The organism is Methylobacterium sp. Leaf93, assembly GCF_001422345.1.
In the GTDB taxonomy this organism is placed as follows: Bacteria; Pseudomonadota; Alphaproteobacteria; order Rhizobiales; family Beijerinckiaceae; genus Methylobacterium; species Methylobacterium bullatum.
In genome coordinates this window covers 46,794-71,835 of record NZ_LMMS01000007.1, presented here as the reverse complement: position 1 = coordinate 71,835, position 25,042 = coordinate 46,794, and the positions used below count along the sequence as shown (strand labels likewise).

The 25,042-nt window shown below is 70.2% G+C and carries 32 protein-coding genes and 1 pseudogene; 24 read left to right on the top strand and 9 right to left on the bottom strand.

From position 1 onward, the window contains the following. Positions 1-272 precede the first annotated feature (272 nt). Complete coding sequence (locus ASF26_RS07440; protein ID WP_056251680.1) at positions 273-1,433, top strand: phage portal protein; 1,161 nt, start codon at positions 273-275, stop codon at positions 1,431-1,433. Between the two features lie 5 nt (positions 1,434-1,438). Here ASF26_RS07440 and ASF26_RS07435 read toward each other — a convergent pair whose 3' ends face one another. The 3 genes from ASF26_RS07435 to ASF26_RS07425 form a co-directional block, all read right to left on the bottom strand. After that, the gene (locus tag ASF26_RS07435; protein ID WP_056251612.1) at positions 1,439-1,876 is read right to left on the bottom strand and encodes a DUF4440 domain-containing protein; all 438 of its coding nucleotides are present in this window, start codon (positions 1,874-1,876) and stop codon (positions 1,439-1,441) included. 165 nt (positions 1,877-2,041) lie between these two features. Continuing rightward, on the bottom strand, positions 2,042-2,455 hold the full coding sequence (locus ASF26_RS07430; RefSeq protein ID WP_056143386.1) for a type II toxin-antitoxin system VapC family toxin: 414 nt from the start codon (positions 2,453-2,455) through the stop codon (positions 2,042-2,044). Further along, positions 2,452-2,688, bottom strand: coding sequence for a type II toxin-antitoxin system VapB family antitoxin (locus tag ASF26_RS07425; RefSeq protein WP_056143383.1), 237 nt, complete (start codon positions 2,686-2,688; stop codon positions 2,452-2,454). The genes ASF26_RS07430 and ASF26_RS07425 overlap by 4 nt, the downstream gene beginning before the upstream one ends. An 80-nt stretch (positions 2,689-2,768) precedes the next feature. On the opposite strand from ASF26_RS07425, the gene ASF26_RS07420 reads away from it, so the two are divergent. The 4 genes from ASF26_RS07420 (at position 2,769) to ASF26_RS07405 (ending at position 6,180) form a co-directional block, all read left to right on the top strand. Continuing rightward, positions 2,769-3,311 (top strand): HK97 family phage prohead protease, encoded by a 543-nt coding sequence (locus ASF26_RS07420; protein ID WP_056251609.1) that lies wholly within the window; start codon positions 2,769-2,771, stop codon positions 3,309-3,311. After that, on the top strand, positions 3,308-4,615 hold the full coding sequence (locus ASF26_RS07415; RefSeq protein ID WP_056251606.1) for a phage major capsid protein: 1,308 nt from the start codon (positions 3,308-3,310) through the stop codon (positions 4,613-4,615). Before ASF26_RS07420 ends, ASF26_RS07415 begins: the two co-directional genes overlap by 4 nt. 214 nt (positions 4,616-4,829) lie before the next feature. Then, positions 4,830-5,933, top strand: a complete 1,104-nt coding sequence (locus ASF26_RS07410; RefSeq protein ID WP_056251601.1) for a hypothetical protein — start codon at positions 4,830-4,832, stop codon at positions 5,931-5,933. A 1-nt stretch (position 5,934) separates the two neighbouring features. After that, on the top strand, positions 5,935-6,180 hold the full coding sequence (locus ASF26_RS07405) for a hypothetical protein (protein WP_056251597.1): 246 nt from the start codon (positions 5,935-5,937) through the stop codon (positions 6,178-6,180). 130 nt (positions 6,181-6,310) lie between these two features. Here ASF26_RS07405 and ASF26_RS07400 read toward each other — a convergent pair whose 3' ends face one another. Together ASF26_RS07400 and ASF26_RS07395 are read right to left on the bottom strand one after the other, a co-directional pair. Beyond that, positions 6,311-7,174: a trypsin-like serine protease gene (locus ASF26_RS07400; protein ID WP_056251594.1), complete on the bottom strand. Its 864-nt coding sequence runs from the start codon at positions 7,172-7,174 to the stop codon at positions 6,311-6,313. A 108-nt stretch (positions 7,175-7,282) separates the two neighbouring features. Continuing rightward, positions 7,283-8,032: a S1 family peptidase gene (locus ASF26_RS07395; protein WP_244475861.1), complete on the bottom strand. Its 750-nt coding sequence runs from the start codon at positions 8,030-8,032 to the stop codon at positions 7,283-7,285. A 50-nt stretch (positions 8,033-8,082) separates the two neighbouring features. On the opposite strand from ASF26_RS07395, the gene ASF26_RS07390 reads away from it, so the two are divergent. The 10 genes from ASF26_RS07390 (at position 8,083) to ASF26_RS07340 (ending at position 13,357) form a co-directional block, all read left to right on the top strand. Further along, entirely contained in the window at positions 8,083-8,643 is a 561-nt protein-coding gene (locus ASF26_RS07390; RefSeq protein WP_056251589.1) for a phage head-tail connector protein, read from the top strand. Between the two features lie 22 nt (positions 8,644-8,665). After that, the gene (locus tag ASF26_RS07385; protein WP_056251584.1) at positions 8,666-9,013 is read left to right on the top strand and encodes a phage head closure protein; all 348 of its coding nucleotides are present in this window, start codon (positions 8,666-8,668) and stop codon (positions 9,011-9,013) included. Then, the gene (locus ASF26_RS07380; protein WP_056251582.1) at positions 9,010-9,450 is read left to right on the top strand and encodes a DUF3168 domain-containing protein; all 441 of its coding nucleotides are present in this window, start codon (positions 9,010-9,012) and stop codon (positions 9,448-9,450) included. The genes ASF26_RS07385 and ASF26_RS07380 overlap by 4 nt, the downstream gene beginning before the upstream one ends. A 62-nt stretch (positions 9,451-9,512) precedes the next feature. Further along, complete coding sequence (locus ASF26_RS07375; RefSeq protein ID WP_056251580.1) at positions 9,513-9,920, top strand: phage major tail protein, TP901-1 family; 408 nt, start codon at positions 9,513-9,515, stop codon at positions 9,918-9,920. Beyond that, entirely contained in the window at positions 9,920-10,258 is a 339-nt protein-coding gene (locus ASF26_RS07370; protein ID WP_056251575.1) for a gene transfer agent family protein, read from the top strand. The genes ASF26_RS07375 and ASF26_RS07370 overlap by 1 nt, the downstream gene beginning before the upstream one ends. Beyond that, positions 10,255-10,473 (top strand): phage tail assembly chaperone, encoded by a 219-nt coding sequence (locus ASF26_RS07365; RefSeq protein ID WP_056251572.1) that lies wholly within the window; start codon positions 10,255-10,257, stop codon positions 10,471-10,473. The genes ASF26_RS07370 and ASF26_RS07365 overlap by 4 nt, the downstream gene beginning before the upstream one ends. A gap of 249 nt (positions 10,474-10,722) precedes the next feature. Next, positions 10,723-11,295, top strand: coding sequence for a phage tail tape measure protein (locus ASF26_RS07355; protein WP_056251563.1), 573 nt, complete (start codon positions 10,723-10,725; stop codon positions 11,293-11,295). A 21-nt stretch (positions 11,296-11,316) separates the two neighbouring features. Beyond that, complete coding sequence (locus tag ASF26_RS07350; protein ID WP_056251559.1) at positions 11,317-11,952, top strand: DUF2460 domain-containing protein; 636 nt, start codon at positions 11,317-11,319, stop codon at positions 11,950-11,952. Between the two features lie 15 nt (positions 11,953-11,967). Further along, positions 11,968-12,861: a DUF2163 domain-containing protein gene (locus ASF26_RS07345; protein WP_056251556.1), complete on the top strand. Its 894-nt coding sequence runs from the start codon at positions 11,968-11,970 to the stop codon at positions 12,859-12,861. Positions 12,862-12,880: 19 nt separating this feature from the next. Beyond that, the gene (locus ASF26_RS07340; RefSeq protein ID WP_056251551.1) at positions 12,881-13,357 is read left to right on the top strand and encodes an NlpC/P60 family protein; all 477 of its coding nucleotides are present in this window, start codon (positions 12,881-12,883) and stop codon (positions 13,355-13,357) included. Here ASF26_RS07340 and ASF26_RS07335 read toward each other — a convergent pair. After that, entirely contained in the window at positions 13,341-13,622 is a 282-nt protein-coding gene (locus ASF26_RS07335; protein WP_056251549.1) for an XRE family transcriptional regulator, read from the bottom strand. The two genes, ASF26_RS07340 and ASF26_RS07335, sit on opposite strands and share 17 nt — an antisense overlap. After that, positions 13,619-13,959 (bottom strand): annotated as a pseudogene (locus ASF26_RS07330) (type II toxin-antitoxin system RelE/ParE family toxin). The gene ASF26_RS07335 and the pseudogene ASF26_RS07330 overlap by 4 nt, the downstream one beginning before the upstream one ends. Before the next feature lie 82 nt (positions 13,960-14,041). Here ASF26_RS07330 and ASF26_RS07325 point away from each other — a divergent pair. The 8 genes from ASF26_RS07325 (at position 14,042) to ASF26_RS07290 (ending at position 22,761) form a co-directional block, all read left to right on the top strand. Further along, entirely contained in the window at positions 14,042-17,950 is a 3,909-nt protein-coding gene (locus tag ASF26_RS07325) for a glycoside hydrolase/phage tail family protein (protein ID WP_056251546.1), read from the top strand. A 28-nt stretch (positions 17,951-17,978) separates the two neighbouring features. After that, positions 17,979-19,544 (top strand): DUF2793 domain-containing protein, encoded by a 1,566-nt coding sequence (locus ASF26_RS07320; RefSeq protein WP_056251543.1) that lies wholly within the window; start codon positions 17,979-17,981, stop codon positions 19,542-19,544. Positions 19,545-19,623: 79 nt separating this feature from the next. After that, positions 19,624-20,319 (top strand): lysozyme, encoded by a 696-nt coding sequence (locus ASF26_RS07315; RefSeq protein ID WP_056251541.1) that lies wholly within the window; start codon positions 19,624-19,626, stop codon positions 20,317-20,319. Positions 20,320-20,367: 48 nt separating this feature from the next. Continuing rightward, positions 20,368-20,892: a hypothetical protein gene (locus ASF26_RS07310; protein WP_056251539.1), complete on the top strand. Its 525-nt coding sequence runs from the start codon at positions 20,368-20,370 to the stop codon at positions 20,890-20,892. A 37-nt stretch (positions 20,893-20,929) separates the two neighbouring features. Then, complete coding sequence (locus ASF26_RS07305; protein ID WP_056251537.1) at positions 20,930-21,280, top strand: hypothetical protein; 351 nt, start codon at positions 20,930-20,932, stop codon at positions 21,278-21,280. 31 nt (positions 21,281-21,311) lie between these two features. Further along, complete coding sequence (locus ASF26_RS07300; RefSeq protein WP_018045772.1) at positions 21,312-21,497, top strand: hypothetical protein; 186 nt, start codon at positions 21,312-21,314, stop codon at positions 21,495-21,497. A gap of 143 nt (positions 21,498-21,640) precedes the next feature. Next, positions 21,641-22,015 carry a PepSY domain-containing protein gene (locus ASF26_RS07295; protein ID WP_056251534.1) on the top strand — a complete coding sequence of 125 codons (375 nt, stop codon included), beginning with the start codon at positions 21,641-21,643 and terminating at the stop codon, positions 22,013-22,015. Between the two features lie 68 nt (positions 22,016-22,083). Beyond that, positions 22,084-22,761 (top strand): response regulator transcription factor, encoded by a 678-nt coding sequence (locus ASF26_RS07290; protein ID WP_056143225.1) that lies wholly within the window; start codon positions 22,084-22,086, stop codon positions 22,759-22,761. A 12-nt stretch (positions 22,762-22,773) separates the two neighbouring features. Here ASF26_RS07290 and ASF26_RS07285 read toward each other — a convergent pair whose 3' ends face one another. Both ASF26_RS07285 and ASF26_RS07280 read right to left on the bottom strand, forming a co-directional pair. Continuing rightward, on the bottom strand, positions 22,774-23,178 hold the full coding sequence (locus ASF26_RS07285) for a type II toxin-antitoxin system VapC family toxin (RefSeq protein WP_056251530.1): 405 nt from the start codon (positions 23,176-23,178) through the stop codon (positions 22,774-22,776). After that, positions 23,178-23,435, bottom strand: coding sequence for a type II toxin-antitoxin system VapB family antitoxin (locus ASF26_RS07280; RefSeq protein ID WP_244475859.1), 258 nt, complete (start codon positions 23,433-23,435; stop codon positions 23,178-23,180). Before ASF26_RS07280 ends, ASF26_RS07285 begins: the two co-directional genes overlap by 1 nt. A 114-nt stretch (positions 23,436-23,549) precedes the next feature. Here ASF26_RS07280 and ASF26_RS07275 point away from each other — a divergent pair, with 114 nt between their 5' ends. Beyond that, positions 23,550-24,965, top strand: a complete 1,416-nt coding sequence (locus ASF26_RS07275; protein WP_056251524.1) for a sensor histidine kinase — start codon at positions 23,550-23,552, stop codon at positions 24,963-24,965. Positions 24,966-25,042 lie beyond the last annotated feature (77 nt).

Below are 25,042 nucleotides of genomic sequence, written 5' to 3'. Positions count from 1 at the left end.
GGGGGTGGTTCCGCCAGCCTCCGCGGCTCGAGGGTCGCCCGACCACCCCCACCTCCAACTCCTCCCCACAAGGGGGAGGAGGGCAGGGCGGCGCTGCCCGAGAGATGTGTGAATATCGTCCCCTTTTCGGGGGAGGGTGGCCCTCTCCCCGCGTGCGGGGAGAGGGGAGCACCGCCTTCTCAGGACAGACCTGCGCCGCCCCTCTCCCGGTCGCTCCGCGACCACCCTCCCCCGCAGAGGGGGGAGGGTTGTTCCCCGTCGAGGACATTCTCATGCCGAACCTCCTCGCCCGCCTCGCGCGGGCCGCCTTTCCCGTTGCCGAGACCAAGGCGGCGCCGGTTTCCGGCCTCGGCATCGCCTTCTATGGCGAGGGCCGGGCGGTCTGGACCGCGCGGGATTACGGGGCGCTGGCGCGGGAGGGGTTCCAGCGCAACGCCATCGTCCACCGGGCGGTGCGGCTGGTGGCGGAGGCCGCGGCCTCCCTGCCCCTGGTGCTGACGGACCGGGCGGGGCCGCATCCGCTCCTCGCCCTCCTCGCGCGGCCGAATGCCCGCGAGGGCGGCGCGCGCCTGCTGGAAACGCTCTACGGCCACCTCATGGTCTCAGGGAACGCCTATCTCGAAGCGGTGAGCCTCGACGGCACCCCGCGCGAACTCCACGCCCTGCGCCCGGACCGGATGCGGGTGGTGCCCGGCCCCGACGGATGGCCCATCGCCTACGACCATACCGTCGGCGGGCGGGTTCTGCGGCACGACCAGACCCGCGAGGGCGTGCCGCCGATCCTGCACCTCACGCTGTTCCACCCGGCCGACGACCATTACGGCCTCTCCCCGATGGAGGCGGCGGCGGTGGCGCTGGACATCCACAACGCCGCCGGGGCCTGGAACAAGGCGCTCCTCGACAATGCCGCCCGGCCCTCCGGGGCACTGGTCTACGCCACCTCCACCGGCGCGACCCTGAGCGAGGCGCAGTTCACCCGCCTGAAGGGCGAGCTCGAGGCCAATTACCAGGGGGCCGCCAATGCCGGCCGGCCGCTGCTGCTGGAGGGCGGCCTCGACTGGAAGCCGCTCTCGCTCTCACCCAAGGACATGGATTTCGTGGAGGCGAAGGCCGCCGCCGCCCGTGAGATCGCCCTGGCCTTCGGCGTACCGCCCCTGCTGCTTGGCCTTTCCGGCGACAACACCCACGCCAATTACGCCGAGGCCAACCGCGCCTTCTACCGGCAGACGGTGATCCCCCTGGTGCGCCGCACCGCAGAGAGCCTCGCCCAATGGCTGGAACCCGCCTTCGGCCCCGCCCGCCTGGAGCCCGACCTCGACGCCATCGAGGCGCTGGCGCCGGAGCGGGAATCGCTCTGGCGCCGGGTCCAGGCGGCGGACTTTCTCAGCCAGGCGGAGAAACGCGAGGCGGTGGGCTACGGGGCGACGCCGTGATGGACTCAATTCCAGGTGTGCAGCACCGTGCGCCAGTCCTTGCCCTCGCGCTCCAGGACGTTGACCCAGTTGCCCTCGAACGTCTTCTTCGCGCCCCCCTCGCCGGGGCCGGACATGGACCAGCGCCCGGTGACGAGGAGAACGTCCCCCTTCATCTGCGCCGAGTTGACCTTGATCGCGTGCTCCTCGAACCCCTTCGCCTTCAGCCCGGCGAAGAAGGCACCGATCTTGTCGGCGCCGGATACGGGGGCGCCCTTCGGAATCACCATGGCATCGGTGGTGTAGAGGGCCTTGAGGCCGTCCATGTCGCCGGAATTGTAGGTCTTGTCCCAGCGGGCCGCCGCGGCCTGGGCATCGGCGGTGGGATCCGCGGCTGAGGCCGGGATCGGTCCAAGCAGGCACAGCAGAACGGATGCGATGCATAGCTTAACGCCCAAGCTCATGATGATCCCCCATTTCCGACTCGCAGCCGATCGAAGTCGAATAATGTCACTGATCTGCAATGAGGAAAGCAAAATATTGGTGTAACCGCGCGGATACTGCCAACCCGGCCGATCGTCTCGATCGGCGCGCGACAGTTCGGGTGTCACGTCGATCGAGCCGGTGGCTTATCTGGAAGGTCCGGCCCGAACGATATCCGTGAGGGTGAAATCCTCGCCCTTGAACAGCAGGACCGCCTGATGGGCTCTCGCGCAGGCATAGGCATGGCAATCGCCCATGTTGAGGGACGCCGGATGCCGGCCCTTGCCGAAGCGCTCATAGGCTTCGACAGCGAGTTCGAACTCGCGCCCGGAAATCGGAACAAGGCGGATATCCGACTCCTCGCAGGTCAGGCGAACCCGTTCGCGGGCCGCCTCGACCGTGAAGGCGTAGCTGCGCACGAGGCCGGCGATGGTTTCCCAGAGCGAGAGCGCCGAACACAGCCTGTCGGGATCGGTCTCCAGGATATCTGCGAACGCATCGGCCTCCGCCTCGCCGGCGATGATCGCGATCAGGGCGGAGGCATCGACGAAGAGCGTCATTCTCCGCTCAGGTCGTCGAAGAAGGCCTTGTCGGCGGCCTGCCCCGTGGGCTTCGGCAGTGGATGACGGGCCCTCAAGGCGGCGAGGCGTTCGCGCAGCGGCACCGGAGGGGTCAGACGGCTCAGTTCGGCCGTGACGGCCCGGCGCACGGCCTCGGACTTGGTGACGCCGGACGCTTTCGCGAGCTTTGCCACCAGGCCCGCTGTCTCGTCGTCCTTGATGTAGAGCGGCATGCGCACCTCCGAGATATCCTTCGCATGATAAGGATATCCCGCCCTCTCCCTACTGTCACCCCACCCAGCGGGAGCCCGCCATGGACGGCCATTTCACCGGCTATGCCAGCCTGTTCGGCGTGCCCGATCTCGGCAACGATGTCGTGTCCGCCGGGGCCTTCGCGGCGAGCCTCGGCGAGCGCGGGGCCGCCGGCGTGCGGATGCTGTTCCAGCACGACCCGGCCGAGCCGATCGGCCGCTGGCTCTCCCTGCGCGAGGATGCGCGCGGCCTGCGGGTGGAGGGGGCGATCAACCTCGCCGTCCAGCGCGGGCGCGAGGTCGACGCGCTCATGCGCGAGGGCGGCCTCGACGGTCTGTCCATCGGCTTTCGCACCCTGCGGTCGAGCCCACAGCGCGGCGGCCTGCGCCGCCTGCTGGCGGTCGACCTCTGGGAGATCTCCCTCGTCACCTTCCCCCTCCTGCCCGGCGCCCGCGCCGCCGTGCCGGACGGAACGGCGGCGCCCCTCGCCATGGAGCTGCGCGCCTTCGCCCGTCGGCTCGCCCCACGCGGAGCGCCGTCCGGCCGGCCCGCCGTTTCCCCCTTCACCCTCCCCTCCGTCGCCCAACCCAAGAGGCTCGCATGACCGTCCACGTCTCGCCCAACGCCGCTGCCGCCGCCCCGGAGACCAAGGCCGACCCGTACGCCCTTCTCGAAAACAAGGCGGCGCGCCCCGCCTCCGACGCCGAGGTGGGCGCCGCCATGGGCGAGCTCTCCCGCGCCTTCGAGGCCTTCAAGGAAACCAACGACAGCCGGCTCGCCGAACTGGAGGGTCGCCGCTCGGGCGACGTGCTCACCGAGGAGAAGCTCGCCCGCATCGACGCGGCCCTCGACTCGGCGCGCACCCGCCTCGACCGCCTTACCCTGGATGGCCGCCGTCCGCCCCTGGGCGGTGATGGGCCGAGCCGTCCGGATCCGGCGTCCGTCGAGCACAAGGCCGCCTTCGATCTCTATGTCCGGGCGGGCGAGAGCGGCGGGCTGAAGCGGCTGGAGGAGAAGGCGCTCTCGGCCGGCTCCGGCCCCGATGGCGGTTACCTCGTGCCGCAGGCCATCGAACGGGACGTGTTGCGGCGGCTCGCCAATCTCTCGCCGATCCGGTCGCTCGCCACGGTGCGCACCATCTCCGGCGGGCTCTACAAGCGCGCCGTCTCCACCACCGATGCGGTCTCGGGCTGGGTCGCCGAGACCGCGGCGCGGCCCCAGACCGACGCTCCGTCCCTCTCGGAACTGAGCTTCCCGGCCATGGAGCTCTATGCCATGCCGGCGGCGACCCAGACGCTCCTCGACGATGCCATCGTCGATATCGACGCCTGGCTCGCCGACGAGGTGGAGACCGCCTTCGCCGAACAGGAGAGCGTCGCTTTCGTCACCGGCAACGGGGTCAGCCGCCCGCGCGGCTTCCTCAGCGTGGACAACGTGGCGAATTCCGCCTGGGTACCGGGCAAGCTCGGCTTCGTCGCCACGGGCGCGGCCGGGGCTTTCCCCACCGCCAACCCGTCCGACGTGCTGTTCGACCTCGTCTACGCCCTGCGGGCCGGCTACCGCCAGAACGCCAGCTTCGTGATGAACCGCAAGGTCCAGAGCACGATCCGCAAGATGAAGGATGCCGACGGAAACTACCTGTGGCAGCCGCCGGTCTCGGCCGACAGGATCGCGACCCTGCTCGGCTTCCCCGTGGCCGAGGCCGAGGCGATGCCGGACATCGCGGCCAACAGCCTGTCCATCGCCTTCGGCGACTTCAAGCGCGGCTACCTCGTGGTGGACCGCGCCGGCCTGCGCGTCCTGCGCGATCCCTACTCGGCCAAGCCCTACGTGCTGTTCTACACGACCAAGCGCGTCGGCGGCGGCGTGCAGGATTTCGACGCGATCAAGCTGCTGAAGTTCGCGTGACTCTCGCCGTCTCCGGGATCTCGGTCCCGGAGACCACCTCCGCCCGCACCGCTGAACCCACCGATATGAGCGCTCCACCCCTCCGCGTTGTGGATTTCCCGGCACAACCGGAAGATTTATACCTGTCCTACCCAAGATTGCGGAACAGAGACCTTTTCTTCGGGCTTGTTGGGTTGAATAATCAATCTCAGGTTTATTTTTTGGGATATCGAGCATGAATCTGGATGGAGTGACGAACGCCAAGGCGGAGGTGTTTCTCCAGGCCTTCAAGTACTCGGAGGTCCTCACCGCGGCCATGGACATCGGCACTTCGCCGACATTCTCCCCGCTACCGGGGACAGCGGCCCATGACGACATCGTTCGGGCCAGGCGTGACGGGGAGTTCGATCCGAAGGAAAAGATCGCGGTCGGCGTGCTTCGGCGATCCGGCGAACACGACCGGACATCGAACCTGAGACTCGGATTGTTCGTGCAGCACAAGAAGCTGCTCCACCATCCCGTCGTCGAAGCCGCGCAGCGCATTGCCAAGGGTGAAGTAAAGGTCATCGTCACCGGGCGCGTGCGTCGTCAAGTGCCGGCCAAGGCAAAACTCTGCCGACCGCTACTGATGGGTGAATCCATTGGCCACCATCGCGTCACGGCCGGTACACTCGGGTGCTTCGGCATCGATCAGCATGGCGAGGTGGGGATGATTTCCAATAACCATGTCCTCGCTCATACCAATCGCGCGAAGCTCGGCGACATCATCGTTCAGCCGGGACGGCTGGATCATGGCGATATCGGGAATGCCGCGCACAGGATCGCAAAATTACGGGCATTCGTCCCCATAGACTTCGACCCGAGCGCGTCCAACTTTGTCGATTGCGCCTTCGCATCGCTCGATGACCCGGCGAATTGCGAAACGCGCAGGGTCGGCCAGACGGATATCGATCCGGACAGGTGGAATCTCGGCGACATCGAGGATTTGATCCTGGATCAAAGCCCGGTGAAAAAGGTAGGACGCACCACGCGGTATACGGAAGGATTGGTCGAGGCGATCGACGTCGACAACGTTCGTGTCCAGATGATCAGCGGTCCACGCCCCAGATATGCAGTCTTCAACCGTCAGGTTGCCATCAGCGGAACGACGAAACCCTTCTCGAAGGGAGGCGATAGCGGCTCGCTGATCTGCACGGCGGATGGGCGCCCGGTCGCACTCCTGTTCGCGGGAACGGAGACAGGGGGCCGAAACGGATTCGGCATTACCTATGCGAACCCGATCCGCAGCGTTCTTGAAGCTCTCGATATCGAACTCTACACTGGTGCGGCAGGAGCATGACATGATGGACCGGCGGGAGAAATTGGTCGCGTCGAAGCCAGCCGCCCTGGCGGCAAAGGACGCATTCACCTCGCGCTACGTCACGGGCCATCCCGACCGATCCGTCGGGCTCGGCCTCAATCGGACGGGCGACGATTGGGCGATGAAAGTGTTCGCCCAGTCTCCATCCGCAGCCAGGGAATTACCCGATCATTTCGGAGAATTCGCCGTGGAAGTTCAGGTCACCGGACCAGCGAAGGCGTTCTGATCTTTGTAAGACCCGGACTACGAAATGGGCCGGCACGTCAGCATTCCGCCGCCTGACTCTCCTCGCGGCGATCTTTCACCGTGTGTGAGACGTCATGCGACGATGAGATTCTTCGGGATGATCGAACCCTTTACCGCCGACCGGGCCGCGCCATCCAGTCCGAGCGGTTGGAGCGGCGGAAGCTCGCGGGGGATTCGCTCGGGGAGAGCTGGGCCATCTCGGCGGCGCGGGAGGTGATCCAGCCGGCATGCTGGCCGGTGGGGGTCACCGCCGTGAAGCCGCCGCAGGCGGTGCGGGCGCGCTTGTCCTGGCGCATGGCGCCGCTCGACCAGCTGACCACGCCGACGATCTGGTAGCCGCCCGGACCGCCGCGCAGGATCGGGCCGCCGGAATCGCCGAGGCAGGCGCCGGCCCCCGCCGTCTCGGCGAGCTTGCGCCGGTCGGTCACCACCGTGACCGTGTTGGCGACCTGGAGCGAACCGATGGAGACGAGATGCGCCTGCCGCAGGGTGCGGGCGGTGTTGCGCCGGTTCTCGGCCACGACGCCGAAGCCGGCGATGTCCACCGACTCACCGGTGCCGATGGCCCCGCCGCCGCGCGGATCGAGGGGCTGGAAATCGGCCCCCAGGGGCTCGGACAGCTTGATCAGCGCGAGATCGATGCCCGGCTGATCCTCCGGCGTGGTGCCGGGCACGAAATCGGGGTGCATCGACGCCGCGATGGCGGAGATGCGGCGCTGGCGGAACGACCGGTCGACGGCGACGACGCTGTAGCCGGCCTGATGCATGACGCAATGCGCGGCGGTGAGGACGAGATCGGGACCGATGAGCGTGCCCGAGCAGATCTCGCCCTGGGTGCTCTCGATGCGCACCACCGAGGCGCGCAAGCCATTGGGATCACGGGAGACTTCGCCGTTGATCACGGCGAAGGCCGGAGCCGGAATCAGCCCGACCAGCGCCGTGACGACGGCCCTGCGGAGCGCGGTCGCGAACATCGTGTCTCTCCCGCGCCCGGCTGAAAGCCCCGGACGTCCCTGGAATGAAGCCTAGCCTAAGGCAATCCCTCGGCCAAGCTCCGGTTCCGTCGCTGAGGCGGCGCGGCGTCAGGGGGTGGACCAGCCGGCGGAGCGGCCCCATCCGGCGAGGGTCTGGTCGATCCACTCGCGCTGCGGCCCCAGCAGGACGCCCTGCGAGATGGAGCCACATGCTCCGCCCCCGACCCAGGCGGAGACGGCCAGCGGCGGCCCGCCGGGCGCAGTCGCGATCGGCCCGCCGGAATCGCCCTGGCAGGCGCCGGATGCGCCGCCGGACGGCTTCATCCAGACCAGGATGCGGCTCTGCCCGTAGGGCTCGACCACGGGGAGGACGGCGCTGCGGAAGGTGCCGGTGGTGCGTGCCTCGCCCGGTTTCGACACCCCGTAACCGGAGAGGACGAGGCTCTCGCCGGCGCGCGGCAAAGCGGCGCTCAGCGGGGTCGGCCGGAAGCGGCCGGGAAGCGGCGTCGCGGTGCGGATGAGCGCCAGATCGATGGAGCGCCGACGCCCGGCGATGGCGCCGGCATCGTAGCCGGGATGGACCGCGCGGGCCGCGAGATCGACCAGCACCGGCTGGCCTGCCTCGTCGCGAAAATGCACCCGGTGCTCCGCGCCGCCCCGGCGGGAGCCCACCGCCACGCAATGGCCCGCCGTCAGCACCGCATCCTGCGCCACGACGATGCCGGTGCACACGCCGCCGTTCGAGGACAGCACCATCACGGCCGAGCCGGCCGCCTCCGGCGCCTCGCGGCCGCCGATCACGGCACCGGCCGGCGCGGCGGCGAGGCCGAGCAGTAGCGCGATGCCCGCAGACCGCATGTCGAGATCCATTCCGCCCATCCCCTTCATCGCCCCACCCGGAGACGACGATGAGTCCGATACGCGTCGATGCCCCCATCGTCGAGCCGGTCACCCTGGCGGACATGCGCGCCCACCTGCGCCTCGACCCGGACAACACCGCCGAGGACGGTCTGGTGGAGGGCCTGATCGCCTCGGCCCGCGCCATGGTGGAGCTGGCGACGCGGCGCATCCTGGCGCCGGGCCGCTACGGGGTGATGCTCACGGCCTGGCCCGCCGACGGGTTCGTGCCCCTGCCCTTGAGCCCCCTCGTCGCCCTGGCGAGCGCGGGCTCGGTGGATGCGACCGGGACCGTCACGGCCTTCGCCCCCGGCCTCGTGCGCCTCGCGCCGGATACGGTGGAAGCGCCGGGGCTGATCGTCTCGCCCGCCCTTCCCTCCCTGTACCGGGCCGCCGCCCTGATCGAGGTCGATGCCGGTTATGGCGGAGCGGGTCCGCCGGTCCCTCCTGCCCTCGTCCAGGCGATCCGGCTCGTGGCAGCGCACGGGTTCGAGCATCGCGGCGACCTGCCGGTCACCCTCGCCCCGATGGTGGAGGCGCTGATCGCGCCGCACCGCCGGATGCGCCTCTAACCGTACCGTCCGGAGCTTTGCCATGACGCACCCGCCCATCGGCGCGCGGCGACGCCGCTACGTGCTCGAACGCTTCGTCGACGACCCGGACGGGTTCGGCGGGCACCTTCGCCGGTTCGTGGCCGGCCCGCTCCTCTGGGGCACGCTGGAATCCACCGGCCATGCCGAGCGCACGCGCGGCGGCCGCTCGGATGCCGTGGCGACCCACCGCATCCGCATCGCCTACCGGGCGGACGTGACGCCCGCCATGCGGCTCGTCTCCGGCTCGCGCCGCTTCGCCATCCGCGCGGCGGGCGATCCCGACGGGCGTGGCCGCGACCTCGTCTGCGAGGTCGAGGAGCTGATCGAAGCGACGGGAGCCCCGACGTGAGCGACGCCCTCTCCCTTCAGGCCAACCCGCTCCTCGCCCTGCGGGCCGCCATCCTCACCGTCCTCGGCACTGATGCGGAGCTCGGCCGGCTCATGGGCGGCCGGGTTCGCATCCACGACGACCCCCCGCGCGGCGCGGCGCCCGTCTACGCGCTGTTCGGTCCCGCCGAGATGCGCGACGATTCCGTGGACGGCGCGCTGCGCCATACCCATCGGCTCGGACTGATCCTGTTCGCCAGGCCCGGCTCCAGCCGCGGCGCCATCGAGGCCGCCGGCCGGGCCGCCGCCCTGCTGCACGAGGCGCTGCTCTCCCCCGCCGGCCATGCGCTGTCGGTCCTGCGGGTCGAATCCCTCGCCTGCGCCCGTGACGAGCGCAGCGGCGAGACCCGCGCCATCCTCACCCTCCAGGCCGTCACCGAGCGGCTGCCGACCTCCTGAACCGGTTTTGCTCCGCGGAACCGGTGGCCACCTTTGCGAAACCCGCTTCAAGGAGCGACCCCATGAGTGCCCAGAAAGGCAAGGACCTGCTCATCCGGATCAGCGAGGGAACGGGGTTCACGGCGGTGGCCGGCCTGCGCGCCCGGCAGCTCGCCTTCAACGCCGAGACCGTGGACGTGACGAGCGCCGAATCCGTCGGGCGCTGGCGCGAGCTGCTGGCCGGGGCGGGGGTGCGCCGCGCGGCCGTCTCGGGCTCGGGCGTTTTTCGCGACGAGGCCTCCGACGCGCGCCTGCGCCAGATGTTCTTCGACGGCGGCATCGACACCCTGCAGATCGTGGTGCCGGCCTTCGGCACGATCCAGGGCCTGTTCCAGATCACCAGCCTCGACTATCGCGGCGACCATGCCGGCGAGGTGACCTTCGACATGGCCCTCGAGTCGGCGGGCCCCCTCACCTTTACGAGCCTGTGATGGCGAACCGCAGACGCGGAGAGGTCTCCGTCGCGATCGGGGACCGGCGCTACACCCTGTGCCTCACCCTCGGAGCCCTGGCCGAACTGGAGGAGGCGCTCGGCGCCTCCGATCTCACCGGCCTCGCCGCGCGGTTCGCAGAAGGCCGCCTCGCCAGCCGCGACCTCATCGCGCTCCTCGGCGCGACCCTGCGCGGCGGCGGCCACGATCTCGACGACGCGGCGGTGGCGCGGCTGCCGCTCTCGGGCGGGATCGAACCCATCGCCACGGCCCTCGGCGAGGCGCTCGCCGCCGCCTTCGGGGCCGAGACGCCGGACCCATCACCTCCGGGCCCTTGAACCCCACGGGCGGGATCGCGCCGGAATCTCCCTCCGCCTTCCCGTGGGACGAGGCCATGGCCCTGGGCCTGAACGCCCTGCGCTGGAGCCCGCGCGACTTCTGGGCGGCGACGCCCCGCGAATTGATCGCCGCGCTCGGAGGCTCGAGCCGCCGCGACGCGGCCAGCGCCACCGACCTGCGGCGGTTGATCGATGCCTATCCCGACCCGTCGTGACGTGGTTCGGCCTTCGATGAAGCCCGGCTCCCGCGCGAGCCGCGCTGCCTATGAGGGGCCTCTTTTCCAAAGAACCACTCATCCTGAGGTGCGGCGACAGCCGCCTCGAAGGAGCCCTCCAGCACCCACTGCAGCTTCTGGAGCCCTCCTTCGAGGCCTTCGCTGCGCTGCGGCACCTCAGGATGAGGTCGGCGGATAGGATGGTGACTGGGAGAACCGAGCCTGAGACGCAGATGACAGGAGCCGACCATGGCCGAGACCGAGATTGACCGCACCCTCGCCGCGCGGGCCAAGCAGTTGAGCAGCCTAGACAATCTGGCCCAGAAGTTCGGCGACAGCCTGAGCAAGGCCTTCACCGGCACGGTCGGCCCGGCCAAGCAGCTCGATGGGGCGCTGACATCCCTCGTCACCAAGCTCGCCGGCATGGCCGGCAAGGCCGTCCTCGACCCGGTGAAGGGGGGAATCGAATCCCTGGTGAAGAGTCTCATCAATTCCGGCACATCGAGCGCGGCCTTCGCGAAGGGCGGCGTGATCGCCGGCGGGCGGGTGCGCCCCTTCGCCGATGGCGGTGTCGTGGCCGCCCCCACCTACTTCCCGATGCGCGATGGGACGGGCCTGATGGGCGAGGCCGGGCCGGAGGCGATCCTGCCCCTCGCGCGGGGCAGCGACGGCCGGCTCGGGGTCGCCGGCGGGGCGGCGGGGCGACCGGTCTCCGTCACCGTCCACATCGCGACGCCGGATGCGGAGAGCTTCCGCCGCTCCGAGGCACAGGTGGCCGCTGCCCTCGCCCGCGCCGTTTCCCGCGGCCGGCGCGCATCCTGAACCTCACCAGGGAGGCCCGTCATGGCCGGCGATTTCCACGAGGTCCGCTTTCCCCTCGACGTGGCCCTGCGCGGCAGCGGGGGCCCGAGCCGGCTCACCGAGATCGTGACTTTGGCCTCGGGGCGCGAGCACCGGAACAGCCGCTGGGCCGATTCGCGGCGGCGCTACGATGCGGGTCTGGGCATCCGCACCCTCGACGCCCTGCACGCGGTCCTGGCCTTCTTCGAAGAGCGGCGCGGTCGCCTCTACGGCTTCCGCTATCGCGACCGGATCGACCATCGCTCGGGGCCACCCAGCCAGGCGGTGGGGCCGGGCGACCAGCCTCTCGGCCTCGGCGACGGCGCGACGCGGGTGTTTGCCCTCGCCAAGACCTACGGCACCGGGCCGCTGCCCTATCGCCGCCTCATCGCCAAGCCCGTGGCGGAGACCGTGCGGGTGGCGGTGGCCGGCGTCGAGCGGCCGGCCTCCGCCTTCACCTGCGACGCCAGCACGGGGCTCGTGACCCTGGCGAGGCCCCCCGCCCCCGGCGCGGCGGTGACGGCGGGGTTCTGGTTCGACGTGCCCGTCCGCTTCGACACCGACGATCTCAGCGTGGACCTCCAGGCCTTCAGCGCCGGCGAGATCCCGAACGTGCCGCTCATCGAGATCGTGCCCTGACCGGAGCCTGAACGCATGCGCGACATCCCCGCCGCCCTCGCCGCGCATCTCGCCGGCGGGTCCACCACCCTGTGCCATTGCTGGTCGCTGACCCGGCGCGACGGCCTCACCCTCGGCTTCACCGACCATGATCGCGACCTCGCCTTTTCCGGCATCACCTTCGCGGCGCGTTCGGGGTTAGAGGCCGCCGAGGCGAGCGCGGAGCTCGGGTTCGCGGTGGGCGGCGGCGAGGTGGCCGGGGCGCTGACCTCGCTCGGCATCGCCGAGGAGGACGTGGCGGGTGGGCTCTACGACGCGGCCGGAATCGAGACCTGGCTCGTGGACTGGACCGATCCGGGGACGCGCCTCCTCCTCGACATCGGCACGATCGGCGAAATCCGCCGGGCCGGCACCGCCTTCGTCGCGGAAGTGCGCGGGCTGATGGACCGCCTCGACGAGGAACGCGGGCGGACCTTCCGCGCCACCTGCGGCGCCGATCTCGGCGATGCGCGCTGCCGCGTCGATCTCGCCGACCCGCGCTACCGCACCACCGGAACCGTTCTCGCGCCGGCGCAGCCCGGCGAGATGCCGGCGGCGCTCGCCGCCGCCTTTCCCGCCGGCCGCTTCACCGGCGGGCGGCTCAGCTGGAATTCGGGCGCGAATACAGGTCTGGCCAACGACGTCCGGTCTCACGCGGCGGTCGATGGCGGCACCCGGATCGCGCTCTGGCAGGAGCCGCCCCGCGCCATCGCGGCGGGGGACCGGTTCACCCTCACGGCCGGCTGCGACAAGCGCCTGTCCACCTGTGCCGACACCTTCGCCAACGCGGTGAACTTCCAGGGTTTTCCGCACATGCCCGGCAACGACTTCGTCATCCGCGGCGTCGGCGGCTTCGGCACCGCCCTCGACGGCGGCAGCCTGTTCCGCTGAGCCGGCAAAGGAGTTCGTCATGGCAAGTTCCGACCGGATCGTCGCCGAGGCACGGGCCTGGATCGGCACGCCCTACCGGCATCAGGCCTCGCTCAAGGGCATCGGCTGCGATTGCCTCGGCTTGGTCCGGGGAATCTGGCGCGAATTCCTCGGGCCCGAGCCCGAGACCGCGCCGCCCTATTCCGCGTCCTGGGCGGAATCGGCTCTCTCCGGCACCGACCCGATGGCGGAGGCCGCCCGGCGCCATCTCGTCGCCGTGCGCGATCCTCTGAACGGCTACACGCCGGCCCCAGGCGACGTCTTGCTCTTCGCCTTCCGCGCTCATTTGCCGGCAAAGCACTGCGCGATCACGAGTGGGGATGGGACAATGATCCACGCCCATGACGGCGCGGCGGTGACGGAGGTCGCTCTCACCCGATGGTGGCGCCGGCATCTGGCGCATGTGTTCCGGTTTCCGGACGCCTTCCCGTCTCCGAAACTCAGGCCGCCTTGCTGACGCGCATCTCGACGTGAAGGCCAACCGCGCCCAGCATGTTCACGAGGGAATCGATCGCGAACAGATCGATCTTGCCGCGCATCAGATCCGAGATGCGCGGCTGCGTCACACCGAGAATTTTGGCGGCCTCAGTCTGGCTCAAACCTTCGCCCGCGATGTGGTTCTGCAAAGCGATCATGAGTGACGAGCGAAGCTTCATATTTTCGGCCTCGGCCGAACTGTCCTCGATCGCGTCCCAGACGCTCGTAAATGCCTGTCCGATCATCGTGTCATGTCCCTGATCAAAGTCTCGTAGCGGCTTTTGGCGACCGCGATGTCTTTGGGACTCGTCTTTTGTGTCGCCTTCTTGAAACAATGCAAGACGAAGACGGCGTCCGCCAGCTTCGCGATGTAGATGACCCGGTAGGCTCCCGTCGCCTCATGCAGGCGAATCTCTCGGACACCAACTCCGATTGAAGTCATCGGCTTCCAATCATCGGGTTCGTGACCTGACTGCACTCTGTCGAGCTGGTGTCCGGCCTTGCGCCTGGCCGAAAGCGGAAACGCCCGGAGCTGATCGAGCGATTACCGACAAACACAACGTCTTTGGATCGCTCTGCCACGCCTCACTATACAAGATTTTGTATGGCGAGCCAAGCAGAACGGCCGCGCAAAAACATCCCCTCCCTCCCGGAGCCCTCCCGCATGGCCACGCTCATCCTGCAGACAGCCGGGGCGGCTTTCGGGACCGCGCTCGGCGGCCCGGTCGGCGGGGCCGTGCTCGGGACGCTCGGCGCCGTGGCCGGCGGCGCGATCGACACGGCCCTGTTCGGGTCGCGGGCCGGGCCGCGCGTCGTCGAAGGCCCGCGCCTGACCGACGTGGCCGGGCTGTCCTCCACGGAGGGCGAGCCGATCAAGCGGGTCTATGGCCGCGCCAAGGTGGGCGGGACGCTGATCTGGGCGACGCGTCCGCTGGAGGTGGCCAATACCAGCGTCCAGCGGGCCTCGTCCGGGGGCAAGGGTGGTTCGGGCCAGAAGACCGTGACCACCACCTATACCTATTTCGCCGACCTCGCGGTGGGGCTGTGCGAGGGCGAGATCGCCCATGTCCGCCGGGTCTGGGCCGATGGCCGCGAGATCGACCTCACCACCCTGACTTACCGCCTGTACCGGGGCGGGGCCGAGCAGGCGCCCGATCCGCTGATCGTCGCCAAGGAGGGCGCTGACCGGGCACCGGCCTATCGCGGCCTCGCCTATATCGTGTTCGAGCGCCTGGCGCTCGCCGAGTTCGGCAACCGCGTGCCGCAGCTGGCCTTCGAGGTGATCCGCCCCGTGGAGGGGCTCGCCGGGATGGTCCGCGCCGTCTGCCTCATCCCCGGCTCGACGGAATTCGGGCTCGACCCCCGCCCGGTCACCGAGGATGCGGGGTTCGGCGCCACGCGGGCGGCCAACCGGTTCCAGTTCCAGGAGGCGAGCGACGTCACCGCCTCCCTCGACGCCCTCCAGGCCCTGTGCCCGCGTCTCGCCCGCATATCGGTGGTGGCGAGCTGGTTCGGGAGCGACCTGCGTGCCGGCCACTGCACGGTGACGCCCAAGGTCGACCGGCCGGACAAGGCGACCCTCGGCGACACATGGAGTGTCGCCGGCCTGACCCGCGGCGAGGTGGAGACGGTCTCGACCGCGCCCACGGGAGGTGCTGCCTATGGCGGCACGCCCTCCGATGCCGGGCTCGGCCGCCTCGTCGCCGAGCTGCGCCGCCGCGGTCTCGAGGTCGTGCTCTACCCGTTCGTGATGATGGACGTGCCCGCCGGCAACGGTCTGCCCGATCCGCGCGACGCGGGCGCCCTCCATCAGCCGCCCTATCCCTGGCGCGGTCGCATCACCTGTTTCCCGGCCCCCGGCCAGCCCGGCAGCCCGGACGGGACCGCCGCAGCGGCGACGCAGGTGGCGGCCTTCTTCAACAATCCCGACGGCTACCGCCGCTTCCTCCTGCATTACGCTGATCTCGCCGCCGGCTGGGCGACCGACGGCGTTTCGCTCTCCGGCTTCATCATCGGCAGTGAGTTTCCGAGCCTCACCCGCGTTCGGGCCGAGGGCGGGCGCTATCCGGCGGTGGAGGCCTTCAAGGCCCTGGCACAGGAGGTGTGCGCCCGCCTCGGAACCGGGGTCGCCCTGGTCTACGCGGCCGACTGGACCGAGTACGGTGCTCATGTCCGCGACGGCGGGGCGACCGTGCGGTTCCCCCTCGACGCGCTGTTTTCTGATCCCGCCATCGCGGCGGTGGGTATCGATTACTACCCGCCGATCAGCGACTGGCGCGACGGCGCGGACCATGCCGACCTCGCCGAGACCGACAGCATCTACGACACGGCCTATCTCAAGCGCCGCCTCGGGGCCGGGGAGGCGTTCGACTGGTACTATGCCGACGACGCCGACCGGCGCGCACAGGTGCGCACCCCCATCACCGACGGCGCTGCGGGCAAGCCCTGGATCTACCGGGCCAAGGACCTCGTCTCCTGGTGGTCGAACCCGCATCGGGAGCGCGACGGCGGCGTCGAGACCCGCACCACGGCCTGGATCCCCCGATCCAAGCCGATCTGGCTCACCGAGATCGGCGTGCCCGCCGTGGACAGGGGCACCAACGGGCCCAACGTCTTTCCCGACGCGAAATCCTCCGAGAACGCCGCGCCGCCATTCTCCGCCAATGTCCGCGACGACTTGATCCAGGCCCGTGGCCTCACCGCCATCCTGACCCGCTTCGATGCGGCGCTGCCGGGTTTCGAGCCGGCTCACAACCCGGTCTCCCCGGTCTATGGCGGCCCGATGGTGTCGCCTTCCTCCGTCTTCGTCTGGTGCTGGGACGCGCGGCCCTTCCCGGCCTTCCCGGATTTCGACACGGTCTGGGCGGATGCGGAGAACTGGTCCCTGGGTCACTGGATCACAGGACGGATCGAGGGGCTGGAGCTCGACCGCCTGATCGGCGCGATCCTCGCCGATCTCGGCATCACCGCACCGGCCCGGATCGCCGCCGATGCCTGGCTCGACGGCTACGTCATCGACCGGCCGATGTCGGCGCGCGGCGCGCTGGAACCGCTCGCCCGGGTCTACGGCCTCGACGTCTCGGCGGTGGGCGGCAGGCTCGACATCCGCGGCCCGCGCCGCGAGCGCCGGATCGTCCTGGCGGCCGGCGATCTGGTGCCGACGGAGCGGGACCAGGCGTCCCTGAGCTTCGTCCGCGCCGAGGAATCCGAACTGCCCCGCGCGCTCACCCTCGCCTTCTGCGACGGGCAGAGCGCCGATTACCGGAAAGCCACCGCCTCGGCGATCCGCCCCACCGGCCTGAGGCGGCGCGAGAGCAACGCCGACGCCCCCATCGTCACCCGCCGGGGGAGCGCCGAAGCGCTGGCCGAAGCGCTCCTCGACACCGCCATCGCCGGGCGCGACAGTGCGAGTTTCGCGGTGAGCCCGCGCCGGATCGACCTGGTGCCGGGCGACCTCCTGACCCTGCCCGGCGCGCGGCTGCCGCATCGGATCGTGCGGATCGCCGACAGCGCCGGCGCGCGGCGGATCGAGACTCGGGCCGTGCCGGTCCATAGCTCTCGCCTCGGCGCGAACCGAAGCCCCGACGACAGGGGATACCGGCCGCCCCCGTCCATGGCCGGGCGACCCTTCGCCCGCGTGCTCGACCTGCCCGTGGACAGGGGCAGCCCGACGATCCTGCAATACCTCGCGGTCTCGGCCGATCCTTGGCCCGGCGAGACGGCCGTCTGGCGCTCGGCCGGTACCGATGGCCCCCTCGGCCTGCACCGGATCGTCGATTACCCCGCCTGCCTCGGCGAAACGCTGACCCCGCTGCCGCCGGGACCGCTCTGGCGCTTCGACCGGGGAACCCGGCTCGATGTGCGGCTGCGCCATGCCGGCGCCCTGTCCTCCATCGCGGAGGACGACGTGCTGGCGGGGGGCAACCTGTTCGCCCTCATGGGCGAGGATGGTCGAATTGAGATCATCGCGGCGGCGGGCGCCGAACTGATCGGCCCCGGCACCTATCGCCTCAGCCGGTTGCTCCGCGGCCTGAGGGGGAGCGAGGATCTCAGCCGGCGCGCCAATCCGGCCGGCTGCCTCGTCGTGCGCCTCGACGACGGGGCGGTCGTCCCCATGGTGGAGCGGCTGGACGAGGCCGGCCGGCCGTTCCGCTACCGGATCGGGCCGGCCGCCCGCGACCCCGGCGATCCGAGCCATGTCGAACTGCAGGCGAGCGCCGGCCTGCTGCCGCTCCGCCCGCTCGCGCCGGTGCATCCGGCCGCGCGGCGCGAGGCCGGCGGGATCAGGCTGTCCTGGCTCCGCCGGGCGCGGCGGGACGCGGATGGCTGGGAGCCGATGGAGATCCCGCAGGACGAACCGGGCGAGACCTATCTCGTCGAAATCCATGCGGCGGACGGCTCGACCCTGCGGACCGCCCGGACGACCGAGCGGGCGCTCCTCTACGCCAACGCCGACGAGAGCGCCGATTTCGGCACGAAGCAGACCCGCCTCGACGTGAGCGTCGCCCAGGTCGGGACCGTCGCCGGACCCGGCCCGAGCCGCCGCGCCCTCCTGCCCGTGCGCTCCGCCTGAGCGACCCGACCGACCCGGAGTCACCCCCATGTCGCTGACGACAGACAACCTCGCTTTGCCGCTGATCGCGGCGGCGCAGGCGGGAAAACACGTCACCCACAACGAGGCCCTGGTGGTCCTCGACAGGCTCGTGCAGCTCGCCTGCCTCGACAAGGACCTCACGGCGCCGCCACCCTCGCCCACCGAGGGAGACCGCTACCTCGTCGCCGCCGCCGCGCCCACAGGCGCCTGGACCGGCCTCTCCGGCCACATCGTCCATTTCCATGACGGGGTCTGGAACGGGCTCGCGCCGAGGGCCGGGTGGCTCGCCTATTTGGCCGACGAGGACGCCTTCTACCGTTTCGACGGCACCGCCTGGACCGGCCTCGCCGCGACGATCTCCGCGTTGCAGAACCTCGTCCTTCTCGGCCTCGGCACCCAGGCGGATGCGGAGAACCCGTTCTCGGCCAAGCTCAACAAGGCCCTCTGGACGGCACGCGCCACGGCGGAGGGCGGCACGGGCGACCTGCGATTGGCCCTGAACAAGGCGGCCACGGGCAACGTCCTGTCGCTTCTCATGCAGACGGGCTTCTCAGGCCGCGCCGAGATCGGTCTCGTGGGCGACGACAGCCTGACGGCGAAGGTCTCGGCGGAGGGCAACACCTGGTCCCATGCCTGGCGGGCGCTGGGGAATAACGGCTTCGTCGGATTCGGATCGGCCGCTTCGCCGGGCGGCCCGGTGCCGGCCGCTCCGCTCTTCGTCTCGGGCTCGTCGAGTTCCGCCCTGCTCCAGCTCGAATGCTACAGCGCCGGCTCGCCGGTGGCCAACATCACCGCGCGCATCGCCCGTGGCACCCCGGCCGCCCCCACCGGCATCCTCGCCGGAGACCGGTTCTTCGGCTTCTTCGGCCGGGGCTACCAGGCGACGGGCGGCTTCTCCGGCAACATGGTCACCTTCAACGGCCTCGCCGAGGAGGATTTCACCGCCACGGCACAGGGCACGATGGTCGATTTCCAGACGACGGAGATCGGCACGAGCACGCGCAGGTCCGTGGTCAAGTTCAGGGGCAACGGCGCGCTCGAACTCGTTGCCCGCGCCGGCACACCCGGTGCAGGTCTCGCGCCCGGGCAGATCCTGTTCGACGGCACCGCCGCCGCGTTCAAAGGCTATAACGGGACGCGCTGGTCCCGCCTCACCAACCTGCCCCGGTTCGCCGCCGCCATGAGCGCGGACGCGACGATTCCGGCGGGCGCCTGGACCAAGGTGGCGTTCAACACCGCCGAGGTGAACGACCAGGGCGCGTTCGTGCCCGCCACGAACCGGTTCGTCGCCCCGGAGCCCGGCACCTACACGTTCGGAGTAGGCCTCGCCTTCCGCCGGATCGGCAGCGCCTCGCCCACCGCGCTCCAGGCCCGGTTCTACCGCAACGGCGCGGCCTCCCCGCGCCACCGGGCGGGCGTGACCGGTCTCGTGGACGGCGTCTCGACCCTCGCCCTCACGGCCACCCTCGCTCTGGCCGCCGGCGACACGGTGGAGGTGTTCGCGCATTTCACCGGCGCCGAGGGCGGCATCCTCGCCGCCGACACGGCGTTCTGGGGCCTCGCCGTGCCCTGAACCGACCGGGAGGCCGTGTCCTCCCGGATCGCGCGTCACCGGACGACGCCTCTCCCCCGTTTCGAACCCGGAGTGAACCATGGACCTCAGCGCCATCGGCAGTGCCGTGCTCGTCGCCCGCGAAGGCCGGCGCCTCGACGCCTACCGCGATTCCGTCGGCATCTGGACCATCGGCATCGGCCATACGAGCGCGGCGGGGCCGCCCGTGGTGACACAGGGCCTGCGTCTGACGGCGGCGGAATGCGACGCGCTCTTCGCCCGCGATGTCGGCCGCTTCGTGCGCACCGTCGCGGCAGTGGTGCCAAACGATCTGCCCGACCATGCCTTCGACGCCCTGGTCTCCCTCTGCTTCAACATCGGCGAGGGCGCGTTCCGTCGCTCGACCGTCGTGCGCCGCCTGAATGCCGGTGACCGGGCGGGCGCCGCCGAAGCGATCCTGATGTGGAACCGGCCCTCCTCCCTGATCCCGCGCCGGCGGGCCGAATACGACCAGTTCCGCACGCCCTACGCGACCTCCCTGCCGCGCGCCCGCTCCACCGATCCCACGGCGATCCCATGCCCCGCCGAGGAGGCACAGCTCCCGGCCGGCCCGGCGGTGGAGCGACCGGAGGAGCGGCCGGGGATTGTTCCGAACCCGGCCATCGGTTCAGAGCGCCGCCCCCTCCCCCGCACGCCAACGGTGCGAACCGCGCCACCCCAGCGGAGGACCGCGCCCGAGAGTGCCTGGGCGCGCCTCAAGGCCTCGCTCCGGACCCTGTTCGGCGCGCGCGTCTAAGCCCGGAGCACCCGGTTCTCCCTCCCCCGCCGCATCCCGGAGATCGCCATGAAACCCTCGCCCCTCGTCCTCGGCGGCCTTGCCGCGCTCCTCTCCTCCTGCGCCGCTTCGCCCTGCATGGCGGTGACGGCGGAGCCCGCCCTCCTCCTGCCCTGGGGCGATGCCGTGATCGCGCTCGCCCAGGTGATCACGGCCTTCCTGGTGCCTCTGGCGATCACCGCGGCGACGGCCGCCTTGGCGCGGATCGCCGGCCCGTTGCAGGCCCTGATCACGACCTCCCTCGTCGAGCGCCTCGTGCGCAACGTCGGCGATTACGCGATCAACGCGGTCGCCGGCGCGGTACGCGGGCGGACCCTATCGGTGCCGGTGGGCTCGGCGGTGATCGCGCGGGCGGTCCAGCGGGCGCTGGATCAGGCGCCGGCCTGGCTGCTGAAGGCGGCGGGCGGGGCGGAGGGCCTCGCCGATAAGGTCTTCCGCAGCCTGCCCCTCGACGAGGAGGCCACGACGGGCAACACCCTGCCCCCCGCCCTCGACGCCCTGCGGGCGGGCCGGGACCGGGCGTCGCCGACCTGAGCCGCGGTCCGCGGGCAGCGGCAGAGAGAGGGTTCCCATGGACAGGATCGCGCTCGAAGCCGCCCGCCAGCTGTTCTCGGAGGAGGGCGCGGGCTGGATCGTCGCCGCCCTTCTCGGCTTCGCCTGCCTGCATCTCTACCGGGAGGTGGGCCGCTCTCAGGAGGCCCGCATCGGCGATGCCGGCGCCACCGCGACGGCTTTGGAACGGGCCTCCCAGGCGAATTCCGCCGTGGCGCTGGCCATCGAGAGCCGGACGCGGGTGCTCGAAGACCTCTCCCGTCTCGCGAGCGAGATCTCGCGCGGCGTCGACCGCAGCGACGAGCGGGCGCGGGAGAAGTTCGACGAGATCCTGCGCCGCCTGTCGGAAACCCGCCACGAGGGGCGATGACGCCCCGTGCCCATTCAACGGAGAACACCCGATGACCCGTCTCTTCCCGCCCTCCTCGCGCCTGCGCGCCGCCTCTGGCCGCTTGAGGGCCGCCGAGACCCGCTTCGAGCGCTCGATGACCGACCTGTGCCGGGCGGCCCTCGACCATATCGACCGCCAGCACCTCCTCGGCCTCGCCCTGCAGCGCCTCGTCGCCCAGCGCGCCGGCCCCTCGTGACGCCATCGTCCGGGAACCGGAGGGCGCGCCGTCGGCTTGCCCGCTCACCGTTTGTCGCGCCACGATCCGATCGTTCGGAAACGGGGCGCGACGGACCCCGCATTCAGGGCGCATTCAGTGCCCGAAGACCATTGACTCACTCCATGCGTATCCTCCTCGCCCTGCTGTTCATCGGCCTGACCGTCGCGGCCTTCGCGACGGGGCCGATTCGCACGCTGGCGGAGGAGACGATGACGTCCGGAACGTCCGAGGTCTCGGCGCCCATGCACGCGGTTCCGTCGAGCGAGAGTTGTCTCAGCCCGGCGGACCTGCGCGAGGCGGTGGCGGACAAGCGGGTGATCGAGCCGGTGGCCGCGATCCGCGCCGCCCGGACGGTGATCTCCCGGGCCGAGATCCAGCGCGCCCGGCTCTGCCGGCACGGCGAGGGCCTCGCCTATCTCCTGACGGCCTTGCGCCGGGACGGACAGTTCGTCCACGTGTTGGTGGATGCCACCACCGGGCGGGTTATCGGCAAATAAAGGCGGGGACGCCTATCGTTCTCCGCGACGGGGGCCTCAGCGCCGCCTCATCTTGGGAGTGAATCGCAGTGCGTCTGCTCGTCGTCGAGGATGACCGGGACATCAACCGGCAAGTGGTCAGCGCGCTCGAGGAGGCCGGCTACGTCGCCGACAAGGCCTTCGACGGCGAAGAGGGCGCCTATCTCGGCGAGAGCGAACCTTACGACGCGATCATCCTCGACATGGGCCTGCCGAAGGCGGACGGCGTCACCGTGCTGCAGAAGTGGCGCCGCGCCGGCATCAAGACGCCGGTCATCATCCTCACCGCTCGCGACCGCTGGTCGGACAAGGTCGACGGGTTTGATGCCGGGGCCGACGATTACGTGACCAAGCCCTTTCACATGGAAGAGCTGATGGCGCGCGTGCGCGCGCTCCTGCGCCGCGCCACCGGCCACGCCACGAGCCAGATCTCCTGCGGGCCGGTCGTGCTCGATACCCGCTCGGGCCGGGTCTATGTGGACGGCAACCCGATCAAGCTCACGAGCCACGAATACCGCCTGCTCGCTTATCTGATGCACCACACCGGCCGCGTGGTCTCCCGCGCCGAGTTGACCGAGCATCTCTACGACCAGGATTTCGACAGGGATTCCAACACGATCGAAGTCTTCGTCGGCCGCCTGCGCAAGAAGCTCGCGGTGGACCTGATCCAGACCGTGCGCGGTCTGGGCTACCTCGTCGACCCGAACCAGCCCGCGCCGCGGGTGTAGCTTCGATGGGGTTCAGGCTAGAGCCTGCGCGATATCGGTGTGGATGAAGTCCTGGCCCTTGAAGAGGAGCGGGACGCCGTTGTTCTTAGCCGCCGCATAGGCGAAGCAATCGCCCATATTGAGCTGTGCGGGGTGCCCTCTGCCCTTTCCGTATGTCTCGAACGCGTCGAGAGCGGTGGACGCATCGAGAGGCGTCACTGCAACGACGCGGATCGGGACAGCGGCAAGGAACATCTCGACATCGATTCGGGCTTCCCCAATACCGCCCTGCTTGGTCCGTGCGATGGCAAGAACGGATTCGTAGACCGCGATAGGTGATGTGATCAGCGTCGTCGCGCCTTCTAGACGAGCAGCGAGGTCCGACGCATCGGATTCTCCCGTCAGGATGGCGACCAGTGCCGACGCGTCGACGAACATCAGGCGTCGCCGCTCATCTCGTCATAGAAGGCCTTGTCCGCCTTGAGGCCGGTATCCGGCCGGGATGCGATGCGTTCCCGAATCGGACGAATACGCTCCCACAAGGAAAGCTTCTCGTCCTCGCGCTTGAGCTCGTTGCCCACGCCGAGCTTGATGGCGTCCGTCAGCGAAATGTGCTTGCGCTCGGCAAGAGCGCGCACAAGACGATCCGCTTCCTCGTCGCGAATATGAAGAGCCATGGTCCGTTCCTCTTCCAACAGATGTGTACATAATATGGACGGGCCGTCTACACCATCTCTGTGCTTCACGGAGCGGGCCTTGCCGGCTCCCGTCGTGTACCGGGGCATAGCCCCCATGACCGCCGCTCCAAGATGATCGCCTTTCCCTCCTGGCTGCCGTTCCGGCGGCGCTCCATCGCCGTGCGCCTGGCGGGCTCGGCTCTGATCGCGAGTTCGGCGATCCTGCTGATCGCGGCCTGGATCCTCACCACGCTCTACCGTGAGAACACCGAGCGCTCCTTCGACAGCCGGCTCCTCGTCTACGCCAACAACCTCGCCACCGATCTCGTCTCGCCCAACGATCCCGAGAGCCGCTCCTTCAACCTGAGCGACCCGCGCTTCGACCTGCCCCTCTCGGGCTGGTACTGGCAGGTGGGGCGGCCGGATGCGCGCCCGCGCGACCTGCGCACCTCGCGCTCCCTCGTCGGCGTGCCGCTGAAGCCGGCCGGCACGCCGGACAACAATGCCGGGATCGGCCAGATCCGCCAGGGCTACGGCAAGGCTCAGGACGACCGGCCGCTACGCATCATCGAGCGCGACGTCGATCTCGGCGAGGAGGGGCGCTACACCGTGCGCGTCGCCGGCCCCGCCGACGAGATCGAGAACGATGTCGGCCGCTTCCGTTTCTCGCTGATGGTGACGTTCGGTTTGCTCGGCCTGTTCCTGGCGCTCACGACCCTGCTGCAGATCCGCTTCGGCCTGGCCCCCCTGGCCAAGCTCCGCACGGCTCTGGGCGCGATCCGCCGGGGCGAGGCCGACCGGATCGGCGGCGAGTATCCCCGCGACATCGCCCCCCTCGCCGGCGAGGTGAACCTCCTGATCGAGACCAACCGCGAGATCCTGGAGCGCGCCCGCACGCAGGTGGGCAACCTCGCCCATGCCCTGAAGACGCCGCTGTCGATCATCGTCAACGAGGTCGGCGCCAGCGACGCGTCGGACGACCTCGCCGCGAAGATCCGCGAGCAGGCCGCGGTGATGCGCGACCAAGTGAACTACCACCTCGACCGGGCGCGGGCGGCGGCTTTGGCCGGCACCCTCGGCACCTCCACCGAGGTGGAGCCGGCACTCGCGGGCCTCGTGCGCACCTTCGGCAAGATCTACCGCGACAAGGACATCGCCTACGAAGTCCATGTCCCGCCGGGCCTGCGCTTTCGCGGCGAGCGCCAGGATTTCGAGGAGATGATCGGCAACCTCGTCGACAACGCCTCAAAATGGGCGCGCAGCCGGGTCTCGATCCGGGCGGAGACGGTGAGCGAGCACCATTACCCCCACCTTCTCGTCTCCATCGAGGATGACGGGCCGGGCCTGCAGCCGGAAGACCGCGCGGCGGTGCTCGGCCGCGGCCGGAGGCTCGACGAGACCAAGCCAGGCTCAGGCCTCGGCCTCTCCATCGTGGCCGATCTGGCGGCGCTCTATCGTGGCCGCTTTCGCCTGGAGGAGGCGGCTCTCGGCGGCGTCCGGGCCATCATCGAGGTGCCCGGGGACGCGCCGAATGCCAGCGCGGGATGAGCGTCGGGCTATGCGAAACGCGCCGAATGGTGTTTCAGGCGGGGATGCCGCCGAGGCCGGCCCGTCCGAAACGGCAC